Source organism: Clostridium polynesiense, assembly GCF_000820705.1.
GTDB classification, from domain to species: Bacteria; Bacillota; Clostridia; order Clostridiales; family Clostridiaceae; genus Clostridium_AA; species Clostridium_AA polynesiense.
Map to the genome: position 1 here is coordinate 1 of NZ_CCXI01000112.1, position 12,363 is coordinate 12,363.

At 34.7% G+C, this 12,363-nt stretch carries 12 protein-coding genes and 3 pseudogenes; 6 read left to right on the forward strand and 9 right to left on the reverse strand.

Annotated elements, in window-relative coordinates; genetic code table 11:
• From TA89_RS10595 to TA89_RS18285, 6 genes and pseudogenes are all read right to left on the reverse strand, one after another.
• Nucleotides 1-1,773: sigma-54-dependent transcriptional regulator (locus tag TA89_RS10595; protein WP_040213267.1), on the reverse strand; the 1,773-nt coding region annotated here is incomplete at its 3' end.
• A gap of 133 nt (nt 1,774-1,906) precedes the next feature.
• Nucleotides 1,907-3,171, reverse strand: a pseudogene (locus tag TA89_RS18015) (helix-hairpin-helix domain-containing protein); the annotation flags it as partial.
• A gap of 81 nt (nt 3,172-3,252) precedes the next feature.
• Nucleotides 3,253-3,429, reverse strand: coding sequence for a hypothetical protein (locus TA89_RS18610; RefSeq protein WP_187119291.1), 177 nt, complete (start codon nt 3,427-3,429; stop codon nt 3,253-3,255).
• A gap of 116 nt (nt 3,430-3,545) precedes the next feature.
• On the reverse strand, nt 3,546-3,785 hold the full coding sequence (locus TA89_RS10605; protein WP_082023911.1) for a hypothetical protein: 240 nt from the start codon (nt 3,783-3,785) through the stop codon (nt 3,546-3,548).
• A gap of 108 nt (nt 3,786-3,893) precedes the next feature.
• Nucleotides 3,894-4,826, reverse strand: coding sequence for an LAGLIDADG family homing endonuclease (locus TA89_RS10610; protein WP_040213270.1), 933 nt, complete (start codon nt 4,824-4,826; stop codon nt 3,894-3,896).
• Nucleotides 4,827-4,871: 45 nt separating this feature from the next.
• Nucleotides 4,872-5,015, reverse strand: coding sequence for a hypothetical protein (locus TA89_RS18285; RefSeq protein ID WP_156120036.1), 144 nt, complete (start codon nt 5,013-5,015; stop codon nt 4,872-4,874).
• A 56-nt stretch (nt 5,016-5,071) separates the two neighbouring features.
• On the opposite strand from TA89_RS18285, the gene TA89_RS18690 reads away from it, so the two are divergent.
• Complete coding sequence (locus tag TA89_RS18690) at nt 5,072-5,290, forward strand: hypothetical protein (protein WP_147590114.1); 219 nt, start codon at nt 5,072-5,074, stop codon at nt 5,288-5,290.
• 213 nt (nt 5,291-5,503) lie between these two features.
• On the opposite strand, the pseudogene TA89_RS10620 reads toward TA89_RS18690, so the two are convergent.
• Nucleotides 5,504-7,585, reverse strand: a pseudogene (locus TA89_RS10620) (DNA polymerase III subunit alpha); the annotation flags it as partial.
• A gap of 147 nt (nt 7,586-7,732) precedes the next feature.
• Between TA89_RS10620 and TA89_RS18295 the strand changes: the two are divergent.
• From TA89_RS18295 to TA89_RS19290, 5 genes are all read left to right on the forward strand, one after another.
• A complete protein-coding gene (locus TA89_RS18295) occupies nt 7,733-7,888 on the forward strand; it encodes a hypothetical protein (RefSeq protein ID WP_156120037.1) in 156 nt (51 codons plus the stop codon).
• A gap of 144 nt (nt 7,889-8,032) precedes the next feature.
• Nucleotides 8,033-9,352: a WD40/YVTN/BNR-like repeat-containing protein gene (locus TA89_RS10625; protein ID WP_040213276.1), complete on the forward strand. Its 1,320-nt coding sequence runs from the start codon at nt 8,033-8,035 to the stop codon at nt 9,350-9,352.
• 360 nt (nt 9,353-9,712) lie between these two features.
• Nucleotides 9,713-10,162: a hypothetical protein gene (locus TA89_RS10630; protein WP_040213277.1), complete on the forward strand. Its 450-nt coding sequence runs from the start codon at nt 9,713-9,715 to the stop codon at nt 10,160-10,162.
• Between the two features lie 113 nt (nt 10,163-10,275).
• Nucleotides 10,276-10,722, forward strand: a complete 447-nt coding sequence (locus TA89_RS10635; RefSeq protein WP_040213278.1) for a hypothetical protein — start codon at nt 10,276-10,278, stop codon at nt 10,720-10,722.
• A gap of 78 nt (nt 10,723-10,800) precedes the next feature.
• A complete protein-coding gene (locus TA89_RS19290; RefSeq protein WP_040213280.1) occupies nt 10,801-11,091 on the forward strand; it encodes a TIGR04104 family putative zinc finger protein in 291 nt (96 codons plus the stop codon).
• Nucleotides 11,092-11,157: 66 nt separating this feature from the next.
• On the opposite strand, the gene whiA is transcribed toward TA89_RS19290, so the two are convergent.
• Nucleotides 11,158-12,102: a DNA-binding protein WhiA gene (gene whiA, locus TA89_RS10645; protein ID WP_040213282.1), complete on the reverse strand. Its 945-nt coding sequence runs from the start codon at nt 12,100-12,102 to the stop codon at nt 11,158-11,160.
• A 13-nt stretch (nt 12,103-12,115) separates the two neighbouring features.
• Nucleotides 12,116-12,363 (reverse strand): annotated as a pseudogene (locus TA89_RS18615) (hypothetical protein); the annotation flags it as partial.

Sequence of the window (12,363 nt, forward strand, 5' to 3'; positions counted from 1 at the left end):
ATAAGCAGCCTGAGGATCTTTTTCAAGACTCATGTCATAGGCATATACATTATTAGCTCCCACTAGTTTATTTACCACCTCCGCCATAGAAGAGGCAGTTGCCCGTCCATGCATAGCTATAACCACTATAGGTCTATCCTCGGCACATTGATTTTCCAGCTCGTCTACTGTTAAAAACATCGCTATAAAACCTATTTCGTCCTCAGGTATGAAAACCTCATGTTTTTTCTCCAAACTTCCTGCAAACTCCTTAGATAAGGAATACTCTTCGGGATACTTCTCTCTAATATTCTCCAAATTGTGATTTACTATAACCTTTCCTGCCTTTAATCTTTCCATTGTGGCATTTATATGAAGGGATAATCCATAGAAAACCTTTACCGGAAAAATCTTTTTAAGCTTTCTCCCTGCAAATTTTAAGAAGTTTTCTGTCATAGATATTATATCTTCCGGCACAATCTTAGAAAGCTCATACTTTCTTGCACCCTTATCAAAATTTCTTATAAAGCTCTTAAAGTAATTTTCGATGTCAAGCTCCATTAAAAGCTTTATTTCCTTATCCTCCACACCTCGTTCGTGAAGCTCTGCCATTCTCTTTTCGATACTTTCATAAAAATTACCGGGCAGGGAATAATCTCCTTCTTTTATAGTGCTTTTCTGACCCTTAGGTGTAAAATATAAATTTATATCCTCATCAACAAACTTGTCTACCTCTTGTGCATAGTTTTTATAAATCAAAAGTCCCTGATTAACGTGAGAAGCAAAATCCGTACAATGAATTTCAATTATATTTCTGCTGACGGATAAGGAATTTAAAAAGCCATTGGCACATCCCAGCTGTATATCGCTTTTAAGCTGTCCTACATTTCCCGGACACTCATATAATAAAAGCTGCCTTATAGTATTTGGAGAAACGGAAATATCCTTTCCTACCCTTGCCGCCTCCAGCTTGAAAAATTCACCTATGAGCTGAAACCTTTCCTCCATAGTCCTTTCGCTTAAAGCAGGAATTTTTATACTCATAGGAATTCTTCTTGTAAAGGTGGAAAGCAGCACATTATCTATATCCTCTGTGGTGGCACATATTATTAAAACCTCGCTTTTCCTCTTTACTTCATCTCCTAAAGGAGTGTATTTCCCCTTATCTATGAGATAAAAAAGCATCTCCTGTCCTTCAGGAGGGAGTCTGTGTACCTCATCTAGAAAAAGCACCCCTCCGTCAGCCCTGCTCACAATCCCTTCTCTGTCCTTGTCTGCTCCGGTAAAAGCCCCCTTTTTACATCCAAAAAGATGTGTCATAAGGAGCTGGGGATTATTAGCGTAGTCTGCACAGTTAAAGGGTACAAAGGGTGAATCTATTTTAAACACTCCATTTTCTATAGCAAACTTATACATAAGCTCTGCAAACATTGTTTTACCTACTCCGCTAGGTCCTAAGATTAAAGTATGAAGTCCTCTTTTAGGGTACATTATAGCTGCTTTTGCCTGTTGTATGCATTTTTTTAAGCTTCTGTCGCTTCCTGTAATGGCATCAAAATTTGCATTTTCTACAATCTCTCCCTGGCTGTATCTCTTATTGCTGTTAATTGAATATATTACAGGCTTACCTTTTATCTTTAATAAGTCTCCCTGCTTATATAATTCATTAAGTATAGAGCTAGCATTACTACGCTGCATATTAAGAGCTTCTGCAATCTCACCGGCAGAAAAACCTCTGCTCTCTTCCGAAGAATTTATGATAAAATCTAAGACCTGCTCCTTGCTGCTTTTCACACCACCACTCTCCTTACATAATTTTCTAATAATTTAGATTTTATCATATTTTGTGAAAATTTAAAAACAAAAAAGGATGTGAAGCAAATCTATATTTAATAGCTCTACTCCACACCTATTATTGATTCATATTTTATTCTACTAGCTTTACATTTTCTTCACCAAATTTTTCCCTTAAAAATTCTAAAGCTCCTTTATCCGTATCCACCCACATATCTCTTGACAGCCTATAATTCTGTCTTTCCCTAGCTGCAAATATATAAAGGGGTGTATCTCCTCTGTAAGGGGAAAGATAAGGTTTCAAAGCCCAGTTAATCTCTTTGGCCTTTATACTGTCCTCTACCTTTATATATATCTTCGAGGAGTTAATCTTCTCAAGGGGAAGGATATTTTCGCATATTACCTTAGGAGCTTCATCCTCCCTTATGCTTACCTTTCCTTTTATCACTATAAGCTGATCCACATCCACCATATAGCTTACCTTCTGGAGAGTATTTGGAAATATTATAACCTCTATGGTTCCCGTAAGATCTTCTAATTTTATAAAGGCCATAATATTGTTGTTTCTTGTAACCTTTCTGCTTACCTCGGTGATTATTCCTCCTATTATGACCCTTTCTCCATCTTCTACCACATCAGTATTCTTAAGAACTACCTCTTTAGCTATTTCTTCAGTGAGGTTATCCTCTTCTAAAAGCTTGTTGGCGCTCATAATGGTTTCAATTTCTATAGAGGTCTGATTTTTAAGACTGGCTGTATATTCATCTAGAGGATGTCCTGTAAGATATAGTCCTGTCATTTCTTTTTCCATGGCAAGCATATACTTTTTATCAAACTCTTTTATCTTAGGGTATTGTATCTCCGGTATCTCTAAATCCTTACCAAGATCCAAACCTCCAAAGAGGCTTATCTGTCCGTCGATATTTTCTTTTTTTGGTTAGAGGCTCCATCTAAAAGCTTCTCATAAACTGCCAGCATCTGTGAACGGTAAGCCTTTAACCTATCTAAAGCTCCGGCTTTTATAAGACTTTCCACAGCCCTCTTATTTATGGAGGAAGGCTCTACCCTGCCGGTAAAATCTGAAAGGCTCACAAATTCTCCCTTTTCCTCCCTTGCCTTAACTATGGCTTCAATGGCATTCATACCTACATTTTTTATAGCCGCCATACCAAACCTTATAGTGTCTCCCTTAACGGTAAATTTAGAATAACTCTCATTTATATCCGGTGGAAGAACCTGAATACCCAGGCTTTCAGCAAAATGTATATAAGAGGCTACCTTATCGTTATTACCCATAAAGCTGTTAAGCATTGCTGCTATAAACTCCACAGGATAATATCTCATAAGATAGGCAGTTTGAAATCCTACTACAGCATAGGCAGCGGCGTGACTTTTGTTGACATTTTGTTGCAATAGGGCTCTTTATCCCTATCTCTTCATATTTCTATGAAGTATCGGACTATTTCATTACCCATATAATTATGGGTACAGGGCACTCGTGGAGAGAATTATCATTGGGCTTTTCATCTCTCTAGTCTCTGAACCTTTATCCTTACTCTTATGCCCTTTAGGATACTTGGCTGCAGATTTACCAATCCTTAAACTTTTTACTATACCTTTGACGTTACTCATTGCCCCTGTATCTATTACTAGCACAGGTTAGTATTTAAGGCTCTAAGGCTTTTCCTGCAATTCACCCTGTTTTCATTACAAATCACTTTGTAATGGCACTCAAAACTTGTAACCACTTTATATGTTTTATAGTGGTTAATTCAAACGAATGCATAGCTTGCAAAGTCCATCATCTGATCAAAGATCTTGTTTGCCGCTTCTTCTGTAATTCCGTTTCTTAAACAGCCGGGAACCAGTACATCTCCCTTTTCATCTTCTATTCCATATATAAAGTTCTTTCTTTCTTCCTCCATGACCTTGTGCTTCTTTTTGGACATGGCTCTTCTTACCAAGTCACTTCGGCCCAGAGAATAACCTCCCAGATCCCTAACTATCTGCATTACCTGTTATAGCGATAGGTAAGAGCTGTCTTCGTCTTAACGGTCAGCAGTTCTTTTCCCCCGCTTCACACCGTACGTGCAGCTTTCACCGCATACGGCGTTCCATCTTTAGGAACATATTATCTGCATTCTTTGTTTTTTTCGTTCAAGATATATTGTAGAATCAACATACATATAGTCATATAAAATTCTTGAGAACTTCTTACCTCCAAGAAAATAAGAAATATTTTCTCCTTCTTTAGTTTTGTGATTAGCCTTATTGAGCTTTAATTTTGTATTTAAAAGCAATTGTATTTCATCCAACAATGCTTTACTGCCAACAAATCCACACCTATAGTTTGATATATCTGTTATTCCATCACCATCGAATACTCCACGTATGAAATGTCGTTTCAAAGGAACAGGAATTTTTTCAGGAAATTTTTCAGCCCCTGTTTTATGTGGTATAACTCCATAATTTATAAGTGCTTCACACATATGCTTAGATGTTAGACTCACATAGTAAGATGGATTTTTACCTTCTTTTATCTTAGTCTTATTGGAAGAATTAATTTTCTCAAGAAATTTATCTATTAACTCTTTATCTTTTAGACATATATGTATCTTGATACTATACTGTCCATTTATAATACTTACATTTCCGTCAGCCATTAATAATCCTAAATGATAGGCTTTATCCTCTGAATCTATTAAATCAAAATAATTTTCATACTTAATCAAAGACTTAGGTCCTCTATGATTTAAAACATATTTATTTTTCTTTAATAGATAACAGGATGTACCCCTAGGTAAATTCAGCATTTTATCAATATCTGTTGTATATATTCCATTATTATATAAGCACCAAATTTTATTTATAATTTCTTCTGGATACCTTTTATTATAGTACCCGCCATCTCTGATGATAATATTATTATTTTTAATCCATTTTCTTATAGTAACCTCATTAGGCCCTAATAATGAACTTATTTTTATTGCCGAATAACCTTCCTTATATAAATTAATAGCCGTTTCTATGTAATAATCTTCATATATCTTCATTAGATAACACTCTCCTAGTCATAGAATATCCACTACAACTAAGATTTATGCAAACATAGGTTCGTAAAAACTATGCCCCTTCGCTCCACGGTCATTACACCGCTTCATAACTACTACGGGCTGCTGCCCCTGAAATTCATAGAGCATTTCCTCTCTATTAGATACCTCCGGATTGCCCTCCGTTAACATTATCTTTTCAGGTTCAAACGTTCCATCTATTCTAGCCTTTAATATTTTGCCACAGCATGCTTCAGAATCTATCAGCCCCCTATAAGCCAAGGCTTTTACTTATAGGTAATTATCCTATGAGGATAATTGCAGTAACCATAACCAAGAATATAATCACCGCTGCTGAACTGATAAATCAGTTAATATCTTTTATTTTGATACTATATGGTATAGATTCCTTGAAGCTTCCTCATAGTATGCATAGCAAATTTTTGGCCTCCCGACTACTTTTCTAACCACTTCTCAGGTCTGATTTTCGCCGCCTTCACCGTGCTTCACACAATACTGCAGGCAAGCAGTGCTGCATGACGGAGTCTTAGAGATTGATTTTGCCTGAATCACTGCAGGTCCTTCCCCTGCTTCTCGAATAGACAGTTAGAATGATATACATCCCGTCCGGCTTTAGATTAAAATTTCTTTTAACCATTAACCGGACAACGTTTCGCACCTTGGTAAACCATAACTCCATAGGTAACATTTAATATAGGCTCTAAATGAGGTGTAATATACTGAACCTTTTCCGGAAATCTTTTATTTTCTACATATCTTGGAATCTCAGCCATAGGACCAGGTCTATATAAGCTTATTCCCGCTATTATATCCTCCAGTGAGTCAGGCTTTAATTCCTTCATAAAGGAGGTCATACCTGGAGATTCAAGCTGGAATACCCCTACAGTCTTTCCTTCACCGATCATCTTATAAACTTCCTTATCATTAAAGTCCAGCTTATCTAAGTCTATCTCTACTCCTCTGTTGTTCTTAATCATTTCCACAGCATCTCTCATCACCGTTAGGGTTCTGAGTCCCAGGAAGTCCATTTTAAGGAGTCCAAGCTCCTCCAGGGTTCCCATTGGAAACTGCGTTACAATCATATCCTCATTCTTTTGAAGAGGAACATATTCCACCAAAGGCTGAGAAGCTATAACCACTCCTGCAGCATGGGTAGAAGAGTGTCTTGGAAGCCCTTCTAAAGCTCTGCTTACATCTATAAGCTCCTTAACCCTCATATCTTCATCGTAGGACTGCTTAAGCTCAGGATTCATTTCCAGAGCTTTATCTATGGTAATATTCAGCACTGTAGGAATCATCTTTGCAATCTTATCCACTTCAGCATAAGAATAATTCATAGCTCTTCCTACATCCCTTATACAGGCTCTTGCTGCCATAGTACCAAAGGTTATAATCTGTGATACATTATCTGCTCCGTATTTATCTACTACATAATCTATAACTTCCTGTCTTCTTTCATAGCAGAAGTCCGAATCAATGTCCGGCATGCTGATTCTTTCAGGATTTAAAAATCTCTCAAAGAGTAAGCTGTACTTAATTGGGTCTATTTTTGTGATTCCCAATGAAAATGCAACTATTGACCCCGCAGCGGATCCTCTTCCAGGTCCAGTTGGTATGCCATTTTCATTAGCAAATCGTATGAAGTCCCAAACTATGAGGAAGTAATCTACATATCCCATCTGTTTTATTATCTGAAGCTCATACTCTAATCTATCCAGTATTTCCTTACCTTCCTCTGTGGCTTCCCCTATTTCTATTATTTCCTGAATATTAAAGGGTTTATCTTTAATATCTTCAAATGCAGGGTATCTTTCCACAACTCCTTTATAGCATACCTCTTTTAGATATTCATAAGGATCTGTCCCTTCCGGAAGAGGAAACTTAGGAAGCTTAGATTTATGAAATTCATAATCAAAGCTGCACTGTTCTGCAATCCTTTGAGTATTTTCCAAAGCCTCAGGTATGTAAGAGAATATATCCCACATTTCCTCAGGTGATTTTAAATAAAACTCATTGGAAGGGTATCTCATCCTGTTTTCTTCTTCTACAGTCTTTCCTGTCTGAATGCATAGAAGGATATCATGAGATACGCTGTCCTCCTTATTGATATAATGAACGTCATTTGTAGCTATTAAAGGTATATCAAGCTCTTTGGCTATTTTTATGACCTCTTTATTAACCTTCTTTTGTTCCTCAAGTCCATGATCCTGCAGCTCCAGATAAAATCCATCCTTAAAAATATCCTTATATAAAGCTGCTGTTTCCTTTGCTTTGTTTAAATTTCCTCTTAAGGTATAAGATTGAACCTCTCCTCCAAGGCAGGCGCTTAAAGCTATAAGACCTTCACTGTGATCTCTGAGATAATCATGGTCAACCCTTGGCTTATAGTAAAAGCCATCTATAGAAGCTTTGCTTACTATCTTCATGAGATTTTTATATCCTTCTTCATTCTTTACTAAAAGTACTAAGTGGTATATATCATTATCCTTATCATTGTTTTCCTTTATGTAAAGAGATTTAGGAACCACATAAATCTCACAGCCCAGTATGGGCTTTATTCCCTGCTCCTTAGCGGCATTGTAAAACTCCACACATCCGTACATAACGCCGTGATCCGTTATTGCTATACTTTCCATGCCGAGATCTTTAGCCTTTGCTATTATCCCCGGTATTTTTCCGGATCCGTCTAAAAGGCTGAATTCTGTATGGAGGTGAAGATGGGTGAACTTCTTTTCACTCAAATTTAAGCTTCACTCCTTTCACTTAAATATATACCTATTATAATTCTAATCTTGAATATTTGCATTAATAACTTACTGATGTAAAGTAGTAAAAACACATATAATCCTGTATAATAGATATACGACATTATATTTAGGAGCTAACTTATGGAAAACAGCAAAAAATATACTAAAAAAATTCATTGGACAAAATACTTAATCTTCGGAATAGTTTTTGGTGCAATATTCGAGCTGCTGGGCAGTAACTTAACTTCCGGAGCCGCCGCCCTTATAGCTATTTTAGTACTTGAAAGCATATATTAATATAAGGAATTAAAAGAGTAATTTAAAATTAAAAATTTGTATAAAATAAGATTACCCATATGGGTAATCTTATTTTAGATAATACTTAATAAGCATATTAATATAGAGAATAAATTAAAAATCATAATGAAGGAGAAAGTATAGGTGGAATCAAAAAGAAAATTATATAAAATAATAAAAACCCTCTCCATAATTGCTGTTATATTAGTTGTGAGCTATTTTGCTTACTATAAATATCAGCAAAGCAAAATTAAAATTCATCCTCCTGAAGGCTTTTCTGTAGAGGTAAATACACAAGATATTACAGAGGCAGGCTCAAAATGGCTGGAAAATTATATCCAGCAGTACCAGGTAAAATATATTCCTAAAAAACAGGAGATTCTTCAATACTCCATTGAGGATACACAAATCAGGGAAAAGAACGTGATTCAGATAGACTTTTCTCTTGAACCCAAAAAGCCTGATGAACAAAATGCTCATAATTGGAATGGTGTTTTAGTAAAAAACAAAATTAAGAGCCAATGGGTTTTGTGGTTTGAAGAAAAAGCAACCCCTGAAGGAAACTTCATATATACCGTAACAAAATTACAGAGACCGGCAGCATACGATTTAGAAAAATATCAAACCAGCGGCGAAAAAGAAAAAGATCAATACAGACAGGAATATGAAGCTGAAATTCCTTATGAAGAAAAGCAATATACATATAAAATAGAAAATAAGGTCTGCTATGTAAGCTATGATAAAGGAAACACCTGGAAGAAAGTCCCTGTATCTCTTGATGCACTAGTATCAGTAGGAGACGGTCGACCTTATTATAATAAGCTTCAGGAAAAAAGCTACATTATAACACCGGAAAAAACAGCCTTTATCTATGGAGGTACCAGAGAATATCCTCTAATGATAACCTACTCAGAGGATATGGGAGAAACCTGGAACACATCGGAAATAAGTAAAGACATAGATAGCACAAGAGTGAAGTTTACAAGCTTTCCAAAGGTTAAAATCGGTTATGTCATTGTTGCAGGAGGAAGGACAATGTCTCAGGAAGGTCAGATAATATACAAGACCAACGATGGCGGAAGCACTTGGAAGAAAGCGGGCTCCGGACCAAGCACCTGGCTTTTGAAATCTGCTGGTTTTATAGATGAAAATCTGGGATTTATGAGCTATCCTAAAATAGAAGGTGCAGAAACAAACTTTTATAGGACAGAGGATGGAGGCAAAACCTTTCAGCCTGTAATCCTCCCAGCCCATAAGGTAGAATCAATGGGTACCACTCTTGAACCCTTTATCCAGCCGGAAACTCCTTATGAAGAAGGTGGAGAACTATTTCTTTTAGTAGGTCAGGGTGATCAGGGAGACTTCCAAGGAGGTACTGTCATGGCAAAATATAAATCGAAGGATAAAGGTAAAACCTGGTCCTTTGTAGAATTGGTAGAGCCACCTTCTAAAGAGATAGGATAAAAATGTTACCACATATACCATGAGAATAACTTTTGAAGTAGTACAAAAAATATTATAAATAATAGTAAAAAACAGCATCAAATATAAATAGTATTGATGCTGTTTTTTATTAATTTATTGTTTCATTTTAAGCATTAATATTAAAATTTCGTAAACTTTAAAAAACTTTCATTAAATCATCTCTCCATATCCCCCATAATATGGTATACTACTGTAAAGAAATAGAAATTTTGAAATTAAGAGTTAAATACGTTATTTTAATTACTACAATAATTAGTGTGCATAAAGGGAATATCACTGAAATACTGATAGATGAGGAATAAAGTAATATAAATTATTAATCTCTTATAGGAGGACAAGATGAAGAAACAAAATTTTATAGATTATGATATAAAAAGATCCATTAAAATAAATCTTATAACCTCAGGAATATATATACTGTTAGTTGCGTTAGGATTTATTTTATTGGAGGTCGTATCTAACTTTGAAAAAAAGAAGGCCGTTGGAAGAATTGATGCGGGTTTGGGTTTTTTAGTAATTCTATTTAGCATGATCTTAATATTGCAAATAGCACTTGCTATTTATAGTGTATTTTTACCTCTGTTTTTAAAACTTCATAGTACATATATAGATAATTTAAAAAATTTTATTGGTATATTTATCTGCAATTTCGCTGCTGCATTTTACCTTAAAGAAGCCTTTGGCTTTAGATTTGCATTAAACTATATATTAATTGTAATATTAGGATTATTTGTAACCCTAACTTTGAAGTATTATCTCATAAAGAAAAAAATAGGACTTGAATCTTAAAAAAGTAAGTGCAACAATTAATGGATAATCTTCTGGAAAGAAGCTTTTGGTAAATGTATTAAAAGTTGAATTAATATATCAGCTAAATATTAAATTTCCTATAGGAGGATAAGATGAGGAAACAAAACTTTATAAGTTATGATAAAAAAAGATCCATTAAAATAAACCTTATAACCTCAGGAATATATATACTCTTAACAGTTTTAGGATCTGGTTTTATAGATCTGATATCTGACATTGAACAAAGGAAGCTCTCCGGTACAGATTATCCAGGCGTTGTTTTTGTAGCAATGTTAGTTATCATGATGCTTTTATTACTAATAACGCTCATTATGTACAGTGTATTTTTACCTCTGTTTTTAAAGCTCCACAGTAATTATATAGATAACGTGAAAAATCTTATAGGAATACTTATATGCAATGGCTCAGTAGCACTTTTCTTCATAAGATTCGCTAAATTTAAATTTGTTCTAAGCTATGTATTAATTGTAATATTAGGATTATTTTTAACCCTTACCTTAAAGTATAATTTAATAAAGAAAAAAATAGTATCTAATTAAATTGTTTCATAAAATTCTATTATAATAAATTCTGTGTATAACACTATTTTAAACTATTAATATCAGGAGGTAGACAATATGAATTGTAATAACTGCAGTTCTAAAATCAGTTATTTATATTTATTGGGCTCCTATTTAAAATCATTTTCCTATGAGGACGTAAAATGTCCCGGCTGTGGAGATACCTATAGTGTAACCTTTTTCTCCAGAGCAGTTTTTTCATTATTTATAATGTTACCATCATACTTTTTTAGTAAATTATCGTTTTCCTTTAAGCAAATATTTATAATTAATGTCGTGTACTTAATATCTATAATACTTTCAATGCCTTTTATTTTAAGGCTAAAAAAAGCATCCACAGAAATATAAATAAATTTCCACAGATGCTTTTTCTTTAATTGTGTATTTTTAATTTAAAATTTTTAATTATCTTTCCTATCCTCTTCTAAGCTCGTCAGCAATCTTTTCGATTTTTCTCAGCCTGTGGTTTACCCCTGATTTTCCTACAGGAGGATCCAGCATTTCTCCAAGTTCTTTTAAGGATTCATCAGGATAGTTCAATCTGAGCTCTGCTATATCCCTTAGATTTTTAGGAAGCCTTGCAAGTCCAATTTCTCTTTGAATTAGCTTTATGCTTTCCACCTGACGTACCGCAGCGTTTACAGTCTTACTAAGATTTGCTGTTTCACAGTTAACCAATCTATTGACATTATTTCTCATTTCCTTCATTATTCTTATGTTCTCAAGCTCTAATAACGAGGAGTGAGCACCTATTATGTTTAATAGATCTACTATCTGTTCTCCTTCTTTTAAGTATACTATATAGCTGCTTTTTCTTTGAATAACCTTAGAATTCAGTCCAAACTCATTTATTAATTCCTTTAAATCCTCAGCATATTCAAGGCTGTGGGTAACAAATTCAAGATGATAGGTTTTTTCAGGATTGCTTATACTTCCTCCTCCTATGAAGGCTCCTCTTATATAGGTTCTTTTGCTTTCCTCAGAGGTAAGCAGTTCTTTATTAATGCTGTAATCTAAAGAAAATAAGCCTTCCTCCTCCTTTAATATTCCCGCCTTGCTTAGCAGCTCTTTAACTCCCATCTCCTCAGTTATCATAACCATATACAGATTATTCTTCTTTAAGGAGTTGCTCTTTTTCACCATGAGCCTTGCGTGGATTTTAAAATATTCTTTAAGAATAGTAAATACCAGCCTTGCACTGGCAGGATTTTCTGTAGTTACCCTAAAATTTATTGACTTACCGCTAAAGGAAAGAGTACCGCTTACCTTCATAATGGCTGAAAGCTCTGCCAAGGCTTCTTCCACAGTAAGCTCAGTATATCTGCATATTTCTCCTTTAACTTTAGACGAAAATGACATAAGTTCCCCTTCCTTAGTTGTTTTTTGAATTTTTTATTCTATCAGAAAGATACATGTATTCAAGTATCCTCTTTCTGTCATATAACAGCTTTCTTTCCATAATAGTCTCTGCAAGGACTCTGGCAAGATAGTCTGCATCGTGTCTTATAAGACCATTTTTTATCTTTATTAAATTTGCCTCTATAGTTGTAACACCAAGCTTTTCAAGTTCCTTTCTGTTGAAGTCTACAAGCTTTGAATTTTCTTTTAAATACTTTTCTT

Excerpts from the sequence above, each read along its gene's own strand:
- TA89_RS10605 (WP_082023911.1), bottom strand. The coding sequence starts at position 3,785 with ATGCAGATAGTTAGGGATCTGGGAGGTTATTCTCTGGGCCGAAGTGAC.
- TA89_RS10610 (WP_040213270.1), bottom strand. The coding sequence starts at position 4,826 with ATGAAGATATATGAAGATTATTACATAGAAACGGCTATTAATTTATAT.
- TA89_RS10635 (WP_040213278.1), top strand. The coding sequence starts at position 10,276 with ATGAGGAAACAAAACTTTATAAGTTATGATAAAAAAAGATCCATTAAA.
- TA89_RS18285 (WP_156120036.1), bottom strand. The coding sequence starts at position 5,015 with ATGTTAACGGAGGGCAATCCGGAGGTATCTAATAGAGAGGAAATGCTC.
- TA89_RS18690 (WP_147590114.1), top strand. The coding sequence starts at position 5,072 with ATGCTTCAGAATCTATCAGCCCCCTATAAGCCAAGGCTTTTACTTATA.
- TA89_RS18295 (WP_156120037.1), top strand. The coding sequence starts at position 7,733 with ATGGAAAACAGCAAAAAATATACTAAAAAAATTCATTGGACAAAATAC.
- TA89_RS19290 (WP_040213280.1), top strand. The coding sequence starts at position 10,801 with ATGAATTGTAATAACTGCAGTTCTAAAATCAGTTATTTATATTTATTG.
- whiA (WP_040213282.1), bottom strand. The coding sequence starts at position 12,102 with ATGTCATTTTCGTCTAAAGTTAAAGGAGAAATATGCAGATATACTGAG.
- TA89_RS10630 (WP_040213277.1), top strand. The coding sequence starts at position 9,713 with ATGAAGAAACAAAATTTTATAGATTATGATATAAAAAGATCCATTAAA.